At 33.9% G+C, this 16,588-nt stretch carries 17 protein-coding genes; all 17 read right to left on the reverse strand.

Going from position 1 to position 16,588, the window contains the following annotated elements; genetic code table 11:
* Positions 1 to 121 precede the first annotated feature (121 nt).
* The 17 genes from ileS to ACQKP0_RS06370 all read right to left on the reverse strand — a co-directional run bounded on the left by ileS (position 122) and on the right by ACQKP0_RS06370 (position 16,494).
* Positions 122 to 2,890 carry an isoleucine--tRNA ligase gene (gene ileS, locus ACQKP0_RS06290; RefSeq protein WP_427404959.1) on the reverse strand — a complete coding sequence of 923 codons (2,769 nt, stop codon included), beginning with the start codon at positions 2,888 to 2,890 and terminating at the stop codon, positions 122 to 124.
* Positions 2,891 to 3,338: 448 nt separating this feature from the next.
* Complete coding sequence (locus ACQKP0_RS06295) at positions 3,339 to 3,845, reverse strand: DivIVA domain-containing protein (protein ID WP_427404960.1); 507 nt, start codon at positions 3,843 to 3,845, stop codon at positions 3,339 to 3,341.
* Between the two features lie 105 nt (positions 3,846 to 3,950).
* Positions 3,951 to 4,727 carry an RNA-binding protein gene (locus ACQKP0_RS06300; RefSeq protein WP_427404961.1) on the reverse strand — a complete coding sequence of 259 codons (777 nt, stop codon included), beginning with the start codon at positions 4,725 to 4,727 and terminating at the stop codon, positions 3,951 to 3,953.
* 196 nt (positions 4,728 to 4,923) lie between these two features.
* Positions 4,924 to 5,184 carry a YggT family protein gene (locus ACQKP0_RS06305; RefSeq protein WP_427404962.1) on the reverse strand — a complete coding sequence of 87 codons (261 nt, stop codon included), beginning with the start codon at positions 5,182 to 5,184 and terminating at the stop codon, positions 4,924 to 4,926.
* A gap of 5 nt (positions 5,185 to 5,189) precedes the next feature.
* Positions 5,190 to 5,627, reverse strand: coding sequence for a cell division protein SepF (locus ACQKP0_RS06310; protein ID WP_427404963.1), 438 nt, complete (start codon positions 5,625 to 5,627; stop codon positions 5,190 to 5,192).
* 32 nt (positions 5,628 to 5,659) lie between these two features.
* Entirely contained in the window at positions 5,660 to 6,328 is a 669-nt protein-coding gene (locus ACQKP0_RS06315; RefSeq protein ID WP_427404964.1) for a YggS family pyridoxal phosphate-dependent enzyme, read from the reverse strand.
* A gap of 2 nt (positions 6,329 to 6,330) precedes the next feature.
* Entirely contained in the window at positions 6,331 to 7,152 is an 822-nt protein-coding gene (gene pgeF, locus ACQKP0_RS06320) for a peptidoglycan editing factor PgeF (RefSeq protein WP_427404965.1), read from the reverse strand.
* A 305-nt stretch (positions 7,153 to 7,457) separates the two neighbouring features.
* On the reverse strand, positions 7,458 to 7,733 hold the full coding sequence (locus ACQKP0_RS06325; protein ID WP_427404966.1) for a YlmC/YmxH family sporulation protein: 276 nt from the start codon (positions 7,731 to 7,733) through the stop codon (positions 7,458 to 7,460).
* Positions 7,734 to 7,980: 247 nt separating this feature from the next.
* Entirely contained in the window at positions 7,981 to 8,757 is a 777-nt protein-coding gene (gene sigG, locus ACQKP0_RS06330; protein ID WP_427404967.1) for an RNA polymerase sporulation sigma factor SigG, read from the reverse strand.
* A gap of 151 nt (positions 8,758 to 8,908) precedes the next feature.
* On the reverse strand, positions 8,909 to 9,628 hold the full coding sequence (gene sigE / locus ACQKP0_RS06335; protein WP_427404968.1) for an RNA polymerase sporulation sigma factor SigE: 720 nt from the start codon (positions 9,626 to 9,628) through the stop codon (positions 8,909 to 8,911).
* A 125-nt stretch (positions 9,629 to 9,753) separates the two neighbouring features.
* The gene (gene spoIIGA, locus ACQKP0_RS06340) at positions 9,754 to 10,680 is read right to left on the reverse strand and encodes a sigma-E processing peptidase SpoIIGA (RefSeq protein ID WP_427404969.1); all 927 of its coding nucleotides are present in this window, start codon (positions 10,678 to 10,680) and stop codon (positions 9,754 to 9,756) included.
* A 433-nt stretch (positions 10,681 to 11,113) separates the two neighbouring features.
* A complete protein-coding gene (gene ftsZ / locus ACQKP0_RS06345) occupies positions 11,114 to 12,256 on the reverse strand; it encodes a cell division protein FtsZ (protein ID WP_427404970.1) in 1,143 nt (380 codons plus the stop codon).
* A gap of 147 nt (positions 12,257 to 12,403) precedes the next feature.
* Positions 12,404 to 13,687, reverse strand: coding sequence for a cell division protein FtsA (gene ftsA, locus ACQKP0_RS06350; RefSeq protein ID WP_427404971.1), 1,284 nt, complete (start codon positions 13,685 to 13,687; stop codon positions 12,404 to 12,406).
* A gap of 153 nt (positions 13,688 to 13,840) precedes the next feature.
* On the reverse strand, positions 13,841 to 14,203 hold the full coding sequence (locus ACQKP0_RS06355; protein WP_427404972.1) for a small basic family protein: 363 nt from the start codon (positions 14,201 to 14,203) through the stop codon (positions 13,841 to 13,843).
* Positions 14,204 to 14,291: 88 nt separating this feature from the next.
* Entirely contained in the window at positions 14,292 to 15,002 is a 711-nt protein-coding gene (locus ACQKP0_RS06360; protein WP_427404973.1) for a DUF881 domain-containing protein, read from the reverse strand.
* 15 nt (positions 15,003 to 15,017) lie between these two features.
* Positions 15,018 to 15,734 carry a DUF881 domain-containing protein gene (locus tag ACQKP0_RS06365; RefSeq protein WP_427404974.1) on the reverse strand — a complete coding sequence of 239 codons (717 nt, stop codon included), beginning with the start codon at positions 15,732 to 15,734 and terminating at the stop codon, positions 15,018 to 15,020.
* The gene (locus tag ACQKP0_RS06370) at positions 15,709 to 16,494 is read right to left on the reverse strand and encodes a cell division protein FtsQ/DivIB (RefSeq protein ID WP_427404975.1); all 786 of its coding nucleotides are present in this window, start codon (positions 16,492 to 16,494) and stop codon (positions 15,709 to 15,711) included. Before ACQKP0_RS06370 ends, ACQKP0_RS06365 begins: the two co-directional genes overlap by 26 nt.
* Positions 16,495 to 16,588 lie beyond the last annotated feature (94 nt).

The raw sequence follows: 16,588 nt of genomic DNA on the forward strand, positions 1-16,588 counted from the left end.
TATAGTGAGTTACCGATAGTTTACCCGACTTTACACAATGTTTGTGGAGTAACTCTTTCATATAGTTACATAAAATAGAAAACCCTCGAAGATTTACCTTCAAGGGTTTTCAAAATAAGCTTTATACATTTTTATATGATTTTTCAACTACTGATGCACATCGAGAACAAAGTGTTGGATGCTCTTTCACAGTACCAACTTCAGTTGTAACTACCCAGCATCGTTCACATGTTTCCCCTTCTGCTTTTTCAACTAAAATAGCCGCATATTCTAACTTTAAAGCATTTTCTGGTGCATCTTCAATTGATCCAGCAATTTGGAATCCTGAAACAATAAATAATTGCTTCATGTTCTCCGAAATGGAATCTAATAATTTTTTCGTTTTATCATTTACATATAAAGTAATTTTCGCTGTTAATGATTTTCCAATTATTTTTTCATTTCGAGCTTCTTCTAATGCTTTTAAAACATCATCCCGGAGCTTTAAAAATTCTCCCCATTTATCCTCAAGTTCTTTAGCATTAGATAAGTCTACATATTCCGGCATATCTGTTAATTGAACACTTACTTCCTGAACTTCAGGAATATAAGCCCATACCTCATCTGCTGTATGAGGCAAAATTGGTGATAACAGCTTTGTCAGTGAAATAAGACAATCATATAATACTGATTGCATTGCTCGACGCTCATAATTATCTTTCGCCTCAATATATAAAACATCTTTTGCAAAATCTAAATAGAATGAGCTTAAGTCAAGTGTACAGAAATTATTCACTGCATGATAGATACTTGAAAATTCATATCCTTCATATGCATCACGAACATGTTTAATTAACTGATTTAATTTTACTAACATATATTGATCAACTTCACGTAGATCATTATAGGCAATTTTATCTGCAGCAGGATTAAAATCAGATAAATTACCTAACAAGAAGCGGAAAGTATTTCGGATTTTTCGATATACTTCTGATACTTGCTTCAAGATAGGATCTGATACACGAACATCCGCTTGATAATCAACTGATGCAACCCATAATCGAACAATATCAGCACCTAGCTGATTAATTACTTTACTCGGTACAATCACATTTCCTAGTGATTTACTCATCTTTCTACCTTCACCATCAAGTGCAAAGCCGTGGCTTAATACACCTTTATAAGGAGCTTTTCCAGTAACAGCAACAGCTGTAGTTAAAGAAGAGTTAAACCAGCCGCGATATTGATCTGATCCTTCTAAGTAAAGATCTGCAGGACGCTGTAAGTCTTCACGCTCAAATAAAACAGCTTGATGTGATGAACCAGAATCAAACCAAACATCCATTATATCTGTTTCTTTTGAAAACTTACCGTTCGGACTACTTGGATGTGTAAAGCCTTCAGGTAAAAGATCTTTTGCTTCACGTTCAAACCAGACATTAGAACCATGAGTACGGAAAAGATCAGACACATGCTGAATGGTTTCATCAGTAATAATCGGCTCACCATTTTCACCATAAAATACTGGAATTGGTACACCCCAAGCACGTTGTCTAGAAATACACCAGTCACCTCGGTCACGTACCATATTAAATAGTCGTGTTTCACCCCAAGTTGGCACCCAATTAACATCTTGAATAGCTTGTAAAAGTTCTGGACGGAATTTATCAATAGATGCAAACCATTGAGCTGTTGCTCGGAAAATGACAGGTTTTTTTGTACGCCAATCATGAGGATATGAGTGCGTAATAAAGTTTAACTTTAACAAAGCACCAACTTCCTCTAATTTTTCCGTAATCGGTTTATTTGCATTATCATAAAACAAACCTTCAAATCCTGGTGCATCCGAAGTCATAACCCCTTTATCATCAACAGGGGATAATACATCTAAATCGTATTTCTTCCCGACAAGGAAATCGTCTTCCCCATGTCCAGGTGCTGTATGAACACAACCAGTACCTGAATCAGTCGTTACATGTTCTCCTAACATGACCAATGAATCACGATCATATAATGGATGTTTAGCTAAAATATATTCTAAATCTTTTCCAAGGATCGTTTTTACGACTTTTGGGGATTCCCATTCCAATACGGTTGTCACTTCTTCAAGAAGTGCTTCAGCAATGACATACTTTTCATTTTCTACTTCAACAACCACATATTTTAATTCTGGATGGACAGAAATTCCTAAATTTGCTGGAATTGTCCATGGTGTTGTGGTCCAAATAATAATTTTTGCACCATTCTCTAATACATCTTTACCATCTTTTACTTCAAATGCCACATAAATAGAGGCAGATCGTTTGTCTTTGTATTCAATCTCAGCCTCAGCAAGCGCTGATTCACTCGAAGGAGACCAATAAACAGGCTTAAGTCCTTTATAGATATAGCCTTTCTTAGCCATCTCACCAAAAACTTTAATTTGTTGTGCCTCATATTCAGGTTTTAATGTTAAATAAGGATTTTCCCAATCACCACGTACACCTAGACGTTTGAATGATGTGCGTTGATTATCAACTTGCTCATAAGCATATTCCGCACATAATTTGCGGAATTCTGCAACTGTCATTTCTTTTCTTTTTACACCTTTATTTGTTAAAGCTTGTTCAATCGGTAATCCGTGTGTATCCCACCCAGGTACATAAGGAGCACAGTAGCCTGACATCGATTTATATCGAACGATAAAATCCTTTAGTGTTTTGTTTAATGCATGCCCCATATGAAGATCGCCATTAGCATATGGAGGTCCATCATGAAGTACGAATAATGGTCTGTCTTTCGTTTTTTCTTGAACCATTTTATAAATATTCATTTCTTCCCATTTTGCTTGAATTTCAGGCTCTCTTTTTGGGAGATTTCCTCTCATTGGGAATTCTGTTTGCGGCATTAATAATGTATCTTTATAATCCATTGTTTTATTTACCTCCTAATTAAAAAACAAAATATATTTTACTTTCAATTTATACAAGGATGGTGTCTTTCACTTTATTGACATAGAAGTTACTTTTCAAACAAAAAAACCTTCTCATCCCTATAAAAGGGACGAGAAGGTTTTCCCGCGGTACCACCCTAGTAAACAATCTTCAGGAAGAAGATGTTCTCTCTAACATTCGTATCGAGAATGAAACGCTTTTTTCTACTAACCAAATGTCAAATACATACAAATAAGTAATTTCAACATTTGGAGTTCAAATCCAGAACTCTAGGGTGATTTTCCAACCATTCTCTTATACCAAGCTTTCACTATCCTTGGCTCGCTTTATATAATAAGATATTGAACAATTGTACTGTCCCTGTCATCGTTTATTACATATTATTTTATAATAGATTATATGTGAAATAATTTCAGTTCGTCAAGATTATTTAAGCTCTTCTTGAAGATTTAATTCTGTAGCGTCAATATCGAATTCCATTAATTTATCCCAATCGTCATTTCGAAGCAAATCTAATTGAGCTTCAATTAGCATTTTAAATCTTGTACGGAATACTTTCGATTGTTTCTTCAGTTCTTCAATTTCCAGGGCAACTTTTCTCGCTTTTGACAAAGCTTCATTAACAATTCGATCAGCGTTTTTTTCCGCTTCTCTAATAATGAGCTTTGCTTCTTTTTGGGAATTTCCTCGGACTTCCTCTGCAGCTTCCTGTGCCACAACAATCGACTTTTGCAATGTTTCCTCAATATTTGTAAAATGACCAAGTCTTTCATTAAGTGATGTTAATTGTTCTTCTAAGTCCTTCTTTTCACGAATGATTAATTCGTAATCCTTTATGACTTGATCAAGGAATTCATTCACCTCATCCTCGACATACCCGCGAAAGCCTTTACTGAATTCTTTATTATGTATATCTAATGGCGATAAAGGCATTCTGTCACCTCCACTAAGTAATATAATGATTTCCACAATAACACTCTGATTTTATTTTATACTTTTTTCGACAGTTTGTGGGGATTTTCCTGCAATTTTATCAAATTATTTCAATACTCCCGCATGGATTCTCCACTTTTCTTTCTTTGTTTTCCCATCAATCACCAATATTTTACTTCTACCGAAGCCTCTAGCAGAAATAACATCACCCTCTTCACAGGTAAATGCTGTCTGCTCGATAGTCCTCCAATTTACTTTAACAAGCCCATGCTGTATTAGTGTCTGTGCTTTTTGTCTTGAAATATGATAAACAGATGATAAGACAGCATCTAATCGTAAAGAGCTTACAGTTGTTTGAATTTCATGCCACATCTCACCAGAATGAATAACTTCATCTAAAGGCATTTCTATAAGCTGTACACTGGTTTTCCCGATTTGTCCGAGCTCCAATTTGATATATTCCTGTAATTCCTTTGCAATTATTAATTGGATTCTTTCTTGATGAATGAAAATATCACCAAATTTTTCTCTCTTAATTCCTAAAGACATAAGTGTACCAAGAACCTGGCGATGTGTAATCGTTACAAATTTATTTGGATACTTTAATTCAAAAAGAACAATTTGATAATCATCTTTTTCAGGAGAAAAATATTCAGGATACAGAAGAACTCTTTTCCTTTCACAATCGGCATGTCCACCAAACACACCCATCTTCACATTTTGTTCAGAACCGATAATGGATTGGACAATATGAATTTGTCTTGGATCTAAAAAATCCGTTAACTTAGGTGCATAGCTGTCCTCCACAAACTCTCTCCAGTTTATCACTTGATCAATAAATTCCTTTTCTTCTGGTCTAAAATGTTGATATATATTGTCCATAAAAACCCCATAGTACTTTTAATATTATGCTTTGTTAATGGTTATTGTTGATAAATAACCTGTATGGTATGCGTGAAGCGATTTCTTTACGAAGTAAAACTAGCTGAGCGCATGCCATACAGGGTTTTATTTGAAACAACAACATTGTTTAACAAAGCTTATATTTAAAATAGAAAAAGGTAGTTATAATCACTACCTAAATCGTCCATTTAAAAAGCTGAACTAATCCAGAACTAGCTAATCGTAAAACAAGAATCGCTACAATTGGTGAGATATCAATCATTCCAATTGGAGGAACAAAACGACGAAATTGTTCTAAATATGGTTCACAAATACGAGCAAACATTTGTCCTATTGATGATTGCTGTGCATTAAACCACGACATAAAAATATAAATAATAATGATGTATGAATAAATATTTATTGCATTTAATAAAATATTCACCACTATGCCCATTTTACTTAAGACCACCTCGAATCAAAATCATTTCTCTGAATTAAATCTGTAATATTACCTGAAACCTCAACATTATCTGGAGTGCATAAAAATATATCTGTACCAATTCGCTGAATATCTCCACCAATCGCATAAACAGTTCCGCTTAAAAAATCAATAATTCTTTTTGCTTGATCATGTTCAATCCGCTGTAGATTGACAACAACCGCACGGCGATTTTTCAGGTGATCGGCAATCTCCTGTGCTTCAGCATATACTCTCGGTTCGACTAATATTACTTTTGATGATTTTTGAACACTTTGCAAGCTAACGACATTTTGTTTATGATTCGTTGGTTTTTCATATTTTTCAGGTTCTGGCTCATTATCCATCTTTTCATCTTCGGTATATTCGTATTCATCATCTAATAAAAAAAATGATTTTAGTTTTGTTTTTATACCCATAATTCACACCTCCTATATTTTGTCCAGCTTAGTTAACCTACTAATGAGGTACCAATTCTGACAAATGTCGCTCCCTCTTCAATAGCAATCGTATAATCATTTGACATTCCCATTGATAATTCATGGCAGGGTGCATAGTCAAGTTGCAGTGCTTTAACAGTCATTTGTAATTCTTTTAACCCACGAAAGCTTTGACGAATGATTTCTTCATCTTCTGTCAAAGGAGCCATCGTCATTAATCCTATCACTTTTATATTTTTATAATCTTTTAAATTATGTATAAAATTTAACACATCTTCCGGATTAATACCATGTTTAGACTGTTCACCCGATACATTCACTTGGACAAAACAAAGAACAGGCTTGTCCGCTCTTTTATTTATTTCTTCTGCTAATGAGAGGCGATCAAGTGAGTGGATGTAAGTTACTTTATCGATAATGTTTTTTACTTTGCGCGTTTGCAGTGATCCAATGAAATGCCATATTGCTCGATTATTTAAGCTATTCCATTTTTCAATTAGACCCTCATCACGGTTTTCACCTAAATGAATAACCCCTGCCTCTAGTGCCTCTTCAGCACGTTCAGCAGTAACATATTTTGTAACAGCAATAATCTGGATATCACTCGGATTTCTATCAGATTTTTTACATGCTGCTTCAATATTTTCTTTTATGATTGAAAGGTTTTCAACAACTTTCATTTTCAATCTCCTTTCAAGCCTATAAAACTAAGCATTCTTCCAGTTTTACCGGAATCACGTCGATGTGAAAAAAATTCATTGTGATCACAACTGGTACAATATTTTGTAATAGATATGTTTTCAGGAGATATACCTGACTTAACAAGTACGGTGTAATTTAATTTTCTTAAATCCAATTGATATTGTCCAGCTGTAATTTCCTTGTAAGGTAAATTTGTAGTTGAATCAATCCATTTATTCACTTTACTGATTACATGATTATCTACAATATAACATTCTTTACATATCGAAGGACCGATAACAACATGTATTTCTGTTAATGGTATCTTTTCATCTTTCCACTTTTCAATCATTTCCTTGGCAATCCCATTCACCGTACCTTTCCATCCTGCATGGGCAATGCCAATCATGTTTAACTTAGGTGCAAAAAAATAAAGTGGAACACAATCAGCAAAACAAAGGGTCAATAGGATATTCTTTTTGTCTGTATATAAACCATCAGTATGAAGAAAGCTGCTTGAATAATTAAGGGAACCTTTCCCTCTGTGAATTTCATTGATTTTTTCTATTTGAATGCCGTGGGTTTGCTCTGCCCCCACCCAATTATCTATAGAAAAATTTAATTTGTCAGCGAGCTGTTGACGGTTATTTTGCACATCACTCAATTCATCACCAACATGAAATCCACAATTTAATGAATAATAATCATTTATGCTATTACCACCGTTTTTTGTTGTGAATCCGGCAACTATATTTGAATTTATATTATTCCACTTTTCAATGATAAAAAATTCTTCTTCTTTTTTTTGAAATGGCTCAATCATTGTTTTCTCCTATTTTTAACGTTAGAGTCTTTCTAACAGTTTATCATATATTTCCGTTATGTTCATTTTAATAAGGCTCTTTTCTAATACTTTGTTGCTATTTGTAACAAAGTAAAAATCGGCAGTAGGATTTTTACGGTTGTTTTTACACTTATGCATAAAGTATTAGATGAAGAAAAGAGCACGAAACCAATTTAATTAAGCATTGGAGCTTTTGGAAAAGCAACAACCTTTAAGAAAACAGCCTTTAATAATTAGATAATAAAAAATAAGCCTATCCGTAAGATACGGGTAAGCTGTAAATATTACTGCTTAGGTTCTTGTAATTGTTGTTGCATATAATTTTGATCACGGAATCGAACTAAAATTACATCTGCACCAATTTTAACAATGTTATTCCACGGAATAACAAATTCTTCCTCTTTTCCGAAAAATCCTAATATTTTCCCAGACCCGCCGACAATAATGCTTTCAATTTTCCCTGTATCTAAGTTGATTTCGATATCTCCTACGTTGCCTAGTTTTCGTCCATCTGAAATGCTTACAACATCCTTAACTTGGAATTCCGATATCCGAACCATTGCCATCCCTCTCTTTTTTAGATCAATTTAAACTAAGGCCAACCTATGATAATACATATATATGCATGATTAGTCCTTTTTAAGAATGGCTTTATTATTATTATTAATTGATATATATAAAAGAACCAAGTTGACCAATATACAAAGTGTCTAACACTACACTTCAATATAATAAGGTTTTTCATATCTACCTTAATACAAATTGAAGTTAAGTGATGTCGCACACATATCGGTCAACCTAGTTCTTTTACTGGATATTCTTATTCATTTGTTTTATTGCTGCTTTTTCTAATCGTGAAACTTGAGCCTGTGAGATTCCAATTTCTTCAGCAACTTCCATTTGTGTTTTCCCTTGAAAGAATCGCTTCCGAATGATTAATTTTTCCCGATCATTTAACCTGCGTAACCCTTCTTGCAATGCAATTTCTTCAACCCATTGGATGTCGCGATTTTTTTCATCCCCCAGTTGATCCATTACATAAATAGGATCTCCTCCGTCATTATAAATAGGCTCAAATAATGATACCGGATCTTGGATAGCATCTAAGGCAAATACAATTTCTTCATGTGGAACTTCCAATACCTTTGCAATTTCTTCTGCAGTTGGCTCCCGAGAAGTTTTGCTCATAAGTTTCTCTCGGACTTGGAGAGCTTTATAGGCGATATCTCGAAGTGATCTTGAGACACGGATTGGATTATTATCACGTAAATACCTGCGTATTTCTCCAATAATCATCGGTACCGCATAAGTAGAAAATCTTACATTTTGATTTAAATCAAAATTATCAATAGATTTCATAAGTCCAATACACCCGACCTGAAAGAGGTCGTCCACATATTCTCCACGGTTGTTAAAGCGCTGGATAACACTCAAAACCAGCCTTAAATTACCGTTCACAAGTTTTTCTCTTGCAAATAAATCACCTTCATGCATTTTTTTCAATAATTCCCGCATTTCTTCATTTTTAAGCACTGGAAGCTTAGATGTATCGACCCCGCAAATTTCTACTTTATTTCTCTTCAAGTTTTTCCCTCCTTACAGGAGCTGCTGTTCAAAAATAAGTATCTCCTTGGGTGGGAAAATTATGCATGTGATGAAATTTGAGTTAGAGGTAGAATTGGAAAAATAATTGATGTAAAAAGGTTTGTCTGAGAAAAAATTTTTTAATGCCTAATTAAACCATTTTATTAAATTCCTTTTTCAATCTTTTAATGATTCTTTTCTCTAATCTTGAGATATATGACTGAGAAATTCCAAGCATATCCGCTACATCCTTCTGAGTTTTCTCTTCCTCACCTAATAAACCAAAGCGAAGTTCCATTATTTGCTTTTCTCGTGGAGATAATTGGTGAAGTGCATTGAATAAAAGTTTCTTATCGACATTTGCTTCAAGATCCTTCGTAATAATGTCTTCTTCCGTACCTAGCACATCAGATAATAATAATTCATTACCATCCCAATCTATATTTAATGGTTCATCAAATGAAACTTCAGAGCGAATTTTATTATTTCTACGCAAATACATTAGTATTTCATTTTCGATGCATCGCGAAGCATATGTAGCTAACTTGATTTTTTTTTCTGGATTAAAAGTATTTACTGCTTTTATAAGACCTATCGTTCCAATACTAATTAAATCTTCGATATTGATTCCTGTATTTTCAAACTTGCGTGCAATATAAACAACTAATCTTAAATTTCTTTCAATTAAAAGCGAGCGTGCTGCCATATCTCCCTTAGGTAGTTTTTCTAATAAAACTTCTTCTTCTTCTTTTGTCAACGGAGGAGGCAGGGCTTCACTTCCACCAATATAATAGATCTCATCTGTTTTAATTTTTAATTTTATAAGTATTTTGTACCAGTAATAGGATAATTTAATACGAAAATTTTTCATTTCATATCCCCCTTCTAAATGAATGTAATTAGGAGTATAGATATAATACCTAATATATTTTGTGAATACCGCAAAATTTCAGTGAATTAGCAGTAGTAAAGTACTTACAATATTCATACTTTGAGTTAAGATGCTGATTTAATTGAAATTCCTGTTAACATTTTAGGATGTACAATACATTGAAATAAGTCATCACTTGATAAATTTTGAATGGTAAAAGAAATAAGAGCTCTTTTCACATGCCAGCTTTCATTCGCATTATGGATGATTAAAGTATCTGGTTTAAAGGCTAATAATAATTGGTTATTTTCCCCAACAACTTTAGCAGGAACGAATCGAATTCTGTCACTCCACTCTGTTGGCAACTGGGTTTTTCCTTGAAGAAAAGGATCGGAGTTTTCTGTTACTTCAATTATTTCTTTTGGAAACTGTTCAAGGTATGTCTTTATAGATACAATCATTACAGGTTGTTTAGATAACGGATCATAAAGTTGATTTCCACTATCAACAAGTCCTTTTAAATTCAAATCTAATCCACTTATTTCTACTTTTACATCAACTAGTTTATCAAATTGAATATTTGCCATCTCAAAAGCTTCAATTCTACGCTTCGAAAAATACCATGCTATTGGTATACCGAAAAGAATAAAAAGCCAGCTAATAGGATCACCAAATCCCCTAATATTCGCCAGTAATACAGATTGCTTTAATTGGAAATCAAAATGAATAAAATAATGAGTTCCTATTAAAATACCCCCGGTTAAAAACGTTACGAAATAGAAGGTTGCTAAGTTGATGAAAAAATATCTCATTCGCTTATACCCAAATACGGTATAAACCATTACGATTGAAAAAAATAATTTTACGAATGGGTTTCCAGAATATGTGGACAATGGGGTAAGACTCATGATAATGAGCATGGATCCTATTAATCCTCCAATAAAAACTTTCCATAAAGAAATGTGACGTTTTAAAATGATGGCTGTCATCCAAAGAAGCATTGTATCTACGAGTAAATTTAATAGCCATATAACGTCCATATAGACAACCAACAATATCCCCCCTACTCCTGGTTTTTCTTTGGATTATGCGAGGAAATATTTCTCCGCTTTGTTTGATGTGTAGATCCGGCTCCTCCGCTTTTTTATACTATATCGTACATACCTATTGGAAGTGTGTCATTTCTTGTATGTGAAATTATAGAAGTTTTCAATGTTTCTTTCGAATTTTGTCTAATTGAGAAGAGATAATATTAGTCATTTTAATCATGGACTAGTAGAGGAAATATAAAAAGTTTATTAAAATGGCATTGTTAAACAATGTTATTGTTTCTGAAAAAGTCCTGTAGGGTATGCGTGAAGCTAGTTATACTCCGTATAAAAATCGCTTCACGCATACCCTACACGCAATTTTATTAATAATGATCATTAACAAAGCTATTAAAATAAAAAACCGGATAAGTAATTTATCCGGTTAAAGTTAAATTTATTGATTTCTGCGGTTTCTATTTCTTAAAAAAGTTGGGATATCTAAAGCGTCTTCCGCATGGTGATTCGTTGTACGAACTGGCTCTTGAACTTCCTCCCGTCTAGGTTCACGTTTAACAGAAGGATTGTTATTTGTTTTTTGCTGTCCAGTTCCAATTGATGGTCTGCTTTGCTTAGGTTGAGCGACATCTTCATTAAAGCCAGTTGCAATAACAGTAACAATAATTTCATCTTTCAAATTATCATTAATGACAGAACCGAAAATCATATTCACTTCTTGATCAGAAGCTGATGCTACAATATCCGCGGCTTCTTGAACCTCATATAGACTTAGATTCACGCCACCACTAATATTCATCAAGACGCCTTGTGCACCATCAATAGAAGTTTCAAGTAGTGGAGATGAAATAGCCTTCTTCGCTGCCTCTGTTGCACGATTTTCACCTGTGGCAACACCGATACCCATTAATGCAGAACCTTTATTCGTCATGATTGTTTTTACATCCGCAAAATCCAGATTAATCAAGCCTGGCACTGCAATAAGTTCCGATATACCTTGAACACCTTGGCGTAATACATTATCTGCTTCACGGAAAGCCTCCAACATTGGAGTACTTTTGTCAACAATTTCTAATAAACGATCATTAGGAATAACAATAAGAGTATCTACTGCTTCTTTCATTTCGGCAATACCGCCGGCAGCTTGAGTAGCACGTTTACGCCCTTCAAATGTAAATGGTCTCGTAACAATACCAACAGTTAATGCACCCAAATCTTTGGCAATCCGTGCAATGACAGGGGCTGCACCTGTTCCTGTTCCACCACCCATACCTGCAGTAACGAATACCATATCAGCTCCTCTTAGAGCTTCTTCTATTTGTTCTTTACTTTCTTCTGCTGCTTTTTTCCCTACTTCTGGATTAGCTCCAGCGCCTAATCCTCTTGTTAGTTTGGCGCCAATTTGCATTTTTATTTCTGCTTTTGATAGGTTAAGAGCCTGTGCATCGGTATTAACTGCAATAAATTCAACACCTTGTACATCGTGTTCAATCATACGGTTCACTGCATTATTACCGCCACCGCCTACGCCAATTACTTTTATCGTTGCTAATGAATCTAAATTTGTATCGAATTCCAGCATGACAAATCCTCCTAATCCGTCGATATTCCATCAAGACATCTTTCTACTCAAAGGCTACATTCGAAACCTAAAGTTAAAATTGTGAGTCCATTTCCGTAATTAACTTTCCTTTAAAAGTTTAAATCAAAAACGTTTAAGAAAAGGGCCTTACTCAAAAAAGTAGCCAAAGAATTTTTTCATTCTCGTGGAAATTTTCTCGTCTTGTTGTTTTTCGTTTTTTTGTTTTGGTTGCGGCTTTTTAACTGATTTGTTTTCATTATGTTCAAGATGAACGGGTGATGCACTGACATTTCGTCCTTGCAATCTAGCATTCTTGTATGCGTATTGAATTAATCCCACAGCAGTTGTATATTGTGGTTCTCTTACCCCAATATAATCTGGGATAGCTATTCTTACACGATTTTGAAAGACTGCACCAGCTAATTCCATAACTCCAGGTAAATTAACTGTCCCACCAGTTAATACAATTCCTCCAGGAAGATCCATGATGCCCATACGCTTTAATTCCTGAAGGACAAAATCAAAAATCTCTTCTAATCTAGCTTCTATAATATCAGAAATTTCCAATTGGTTAAATTGTTGATGCTGATCACTACCTATTATTGGTACACTAAATACCTCTTCTTCCAAAGCATCAATACTGTATGCATGTCCATTTTTAATTTTTATGCGCTCAGCATCTTCAGTGGAAGTTCTTAACACAATAGATAAATCTTTCGTAATGTGTTCCCCGCCTATCGGCATGACACTTGTTTCTTTTATAAAGCCATTTTCAAAAACAGCAAGTGTAGTAGATCCTCCACCGATATCTACCAATACAGTGCCAAGATTCTTCTCATCTTTCGATAAGGCAACAGCACCTGCTGCCAACGGTTGAAGGACAATTTCAGTTATATCCAAACCAGCCCGTTCAACACAACGCAATGTGTTATGTAAAATTGTTTTAGATCCTGTAACAATGGTACCTTCCATTTCTAAACGAACACCAATCATTCCACGCGGGTCATTTATTTCATCTAATCCGTCAACAATAAATTGTCTAGGAATGACATTAATAATTTCTCGCTCTGGGGGAATGGAGATTACTTGAGCAGCATCCATTACTCTTGCCACATCTTCATCAGATATCTCACGATTTTCGCTAGATACAGCAACAACGCCATGACACTGCTGTAACATGACATGATTACCTGTTATTCCAACAATAACATGATTAATATTCATGCCAATCATTCTCTCAGCTTGCTCGACTGCTTTTCTAATCGAATTAACTGTTTCATCAATATCAACAATGGATCCTTTTCGGATCCCTTCAGACTTCACATTCCCAACACCGATTATATTAAGTGAATCATTTACCATTTCACCAATAATTACTTTTACGGTGGATGTACCGATGTCAAGACTTACATATATATCATTGTTGTTCATTCTTTGGCACCTCCCTTTGCCTAAAATACTTGTCACATTCAGTTGAATTTTTATTATTTTTAATATTATAGTATATTCGAGAATACTTATTATCTGTAAGATATATATACTATAAAATAATTCGTCAAAAGTGAAGATTTCCCTTTAAAAAGTTTAATTTTTTTTCGTATTTTTACCTTTCAAGGACCATTTTACTAGTAATATTCTCCTAATTACAGCTATATTTTGAAAAAGTCTTACACCAAAAGCAAATATTGCAGCTAAGTATAAGTCTACACCAAGATGAACTCCTAGAAAAGCTAAACTTGCTGCAAGAATTATATTAAAAAAGAAACCTGAAACGAAGACGTGTGTTTCATAAATATTTTGAAGATGAGCACGTATACCACCAAACAGTGTATCAAGAGCTGCTAAAACAGCAATGGAAAGATAGTTGGCATATTCATCAGGGACTTGAATATCGGTTAATAGTCCAAGGATAACTCCTATAAGTAAACCAAAGATCGGCAGCCACATTTTTATCTCTCCCTTCTTGAAAACGAAGTAAATAATTCGGTAGATATTAGGTGCCTTAGGAATTACAGTGTATACATTAATTTAATAATTATTTGACAGGTTCCATATATTGAATAATTATGCTGGAATCATATGCTGGAATTTCAATAGATTCTTTGGGCTTTGAAATGATCGCTTTTAGATTATCGACAAATAGTTCATCTATTACGGGAGAGACCTGAATGCGATTATATAATTTATTCGCTGCTTTTATATTTTCAGCAATTACCTTTATTTCAAATGGATACGAGTTAATAGAACGACCATTAATTTTTGTTTCACCATTAATATCACGAATAACAGTCGTATTAATTATTCTTTCACCATCAATGGCTATTTGTTTTGCTCCATACATATTTAATTCATTCACTAGACGGTTCAAGAGGATCGGAGAAACTTCGGGAACACGTTTATTAAGTAATACAGCTTCTTCAAAAGGAGCTATTTTTAAAACAATTCCTGAACCAGTTACTTTAGTTTGGCCGGCATCTTTTTTTAATTCTTTTAATGTATCTTTCAACGCTTGTTCTTTACTATCTTTCATCTTCGTTTCATACTTATCAAACCGATCTTCGTTGGAACGAATCTCTTCAATTAATTTCGATTGCAAATCCTGTTCCTTTAATAAATCTTCTCTAAGCTGCCATATGTCTCGGGTATCTCTAAGCTTTGGCTTTTTTACTGTTTGAAATTGTATAGCCAGCATAAATCCTATAATAATTGAAATAGCCGTCATGCTTATTTTAATCTTTGTGCCCACTCCTTTTCACCTTTTCTATTCTGAAGATTCGCCTAGAATTGGCCCAATTTGAACTTGATCCTTTTTTTCTATAGTAAATACAATATTATCATTGACTAGCTGATCCTTAACACCACCTGATATTGATAAAGCTGATGCTAAAACATTCGGGTCACCAATCGCAGTAATCTGAAAGGGTTCTGGAAAAGGAATCCCATCAACTGTGATGACTGGGCCATTACAGACAATATAGGAATTATGATTAATTCTTTGTCCATTAATCGCTATTGCTGCTGCACCTGCAATATACAATTCATTAATTACTTTAAAAACATGGTGATCATGTACAATATAACTATTTACATTTTCTTTTTTTGGATCATATGCTCCATCCTCAAGAGTAACGGTAACACCTTCACCCTGTACTTTCACTTTTCCTAAAAACATTCGATACTTTTCAGCATCCTCAGCTAAATTGAAAAAAACTTGTTCTTCTTTGGAAAGATCTTTTTCCATTGTACGGACTTTATTTTGTTTATCATACAATTCCTTTTGTAATCTTCTATTTTCTTTTTGTTGTTTTAAAATTTCATTTCTTAATTCGTTTTCTCTAGCAAATTGCGGATCCGATAACGTAGAACTAGATTTTTTCTCTTTATTAGCTAAATTATAAGAAAAGGCTAGCATGAAACCTAAAACCAAACTAACTAGAGCAAGGATTACGTTTTTACCTTTCATTTTTGTTCTTTTCATCTTTTTCTTTTCCACCTGCTTTAAACGCCTTGAAGAAGGAGCCTACCTCTAAGTCGATTATTCCTTTTACATTTGGATCAAGTTGACTAATAATCGACGGATAGTGAATGATTTTTTCCGCTAATGTTCTTATCGTTGCAGAAACTTCAAAACCATCATTCATATACAATGTAATGTGGTATGTATCTGTTTTTTTAGGGGAATAGTGAATTTCTGATATTGAATTAATAATCTCATCAGGCAATTGTTGCAACTGATTAACCATCTCAGTTAATATCTTTCCCTTATTAAAACTAGTTAATATAGGAACATTTGTTAACATACTATCTTGTTGATTATCTAAAACACTGCCATTTTCTAAAACAGGTAAAAGTTTTGTACCTTCTGAAATATAAGCAATCGTTGCCCTTTCTTTAATATTGATAACAATATTGTTTGGAAAAAGAACTTTCACCTTTGCTTTTTTAATTTCAGGTATGTTAGTTATTTTTGAAGCTATTTTTTCCTTATCTATATTCCAAATATTTGTCTTCGTTGAGATTCCTGATTTATCTAGAACTAATTTTTTATTAATTGTTTGATTACCTTCAACTGTAATTTTTCTTACATGACTTAGAGGGGATTGAAAATATACAACAAATAAAATTAAAAGGAAGAACAACGATATCAAAAAAATAAGGCGTCTATTGGTTTTCCTTTTTCTTTGTTCTTTTAATTTTGGAATTCGATCTTCTAAAGATACGATTTTTCCTTCAGGCACACGTTTCCCCCCTCACATTTTCATAAAATTCTCATACGGACAAAAATGAAGAACGGCACTTTTCTTTTTTATGCCGTTGTAGTTGACATCATCA

Origin of the sequence: Heyndrickxia sp. NPDC080065 (assembly GCF_050281185.1) — a bacterium.
Classification (GTDB): Bacteria; Bacillota; Bacilli; order Bacillales; family Bacillaceae_C; genus Heyndrickxia.

What these genes read in the sequence shown, in the direction of transcription:
- ileS (WP_427404959.1), bottom strand. Translation starts at nt 2,890, where the DNA reads ATGGATTATAAAGATACATTATTAATGCCGCAAACAGAATTCCCAATG.
- ACQKP0_RS06295 (WP_427404960.1), bottom strand. Translation starts at nt 3,845, where the DNA reads ATGCCTTTATCGCCATTAGATATACATAATAAAGAATTCAGTAAAGGC.
- ACQKP0_RS06300 (WP_427404961.1), bottom strand. Translation starts at nt 4,727, where the DNA reads ATGGACAATATATATCAACATTTTAGACCAGAAGAAAAGGAATTTATT.
- ACQKP0_RS06305 (WP_427404962.1), bottom strand. Translation starts at nt 5,184, where the DNA reads ATGGGCATAGTGGTGAATATTTTATTAAATGCAATAAATATTTATTCA.
- ACQKP0_RS06310 (WP_427404963.1), bottom strand. Translation starts at nt 5,627, where the DNA reads ATGGGTATAAAAACAAAACTAAAATCATTTTTTTTATTAGATGATGAA.
- ACQKP0_RS06315 (WP_427404964.1), bottom strand. Translation starts at nt 6,328, where the DNA reads ATGAAAGTTGTTGAAAACCTTTCAATCATAAAAGAAAATATTGAAGCA.
- pgeF (WP_427404965.1), bottom strand. Translation starts at nt 7,152, where the DNA reads ATGATTGAGCCATTTCAAAAAAAAGAAGAAGAATTTTTTATCATTGAA.
- ACQKP0_RS06325 (WP_427404966.1), bottom strand. Translation starts at nt 7,733, where the DNA reads ATGGTTCGGATATCGGAATTCCAAGTTAAGGATGTTGTAAGCATTTCA.
- sigE (WP_427404968.1), bottom strand. Translation starts at nt 9,628, where the DNA reads ATGAAAAATTTTCGTATTAAATTATCCTATTACTGGTACAAAATACTT.
- ftsZ (WP_427404970.1), bottom strand. Translation starts at nt 12,256, where the DNA reads ATGCTGGAATTCGATACAAATTTAGATTCATTAGCAACGATAAAAGTA.
- ftsA (WP_427404971.1), bottom strand. Translation starts at nt 13,687, where the DNA reads ATGAACAACAATGATATATATGTAAGTCTTGACATCGGTACATCCACC.
- ACQKP0_RS06355 (WP_427404972.1), bottom strand. Translation starts at nt 14,203, where the DNA reads ATGTGGCTGCCGATCTTTGGTTTACTTATAGGAGTTATCCTTGGACTA.
- ACQKP0_RS06365 (WP_427404974.1), bottom strand. Translation starts at nt 15,734, where the DNA reads ATGAAAAGAACAAAAATGAAAGGTAAAAACGTAATCCTTGCTCTAGTT.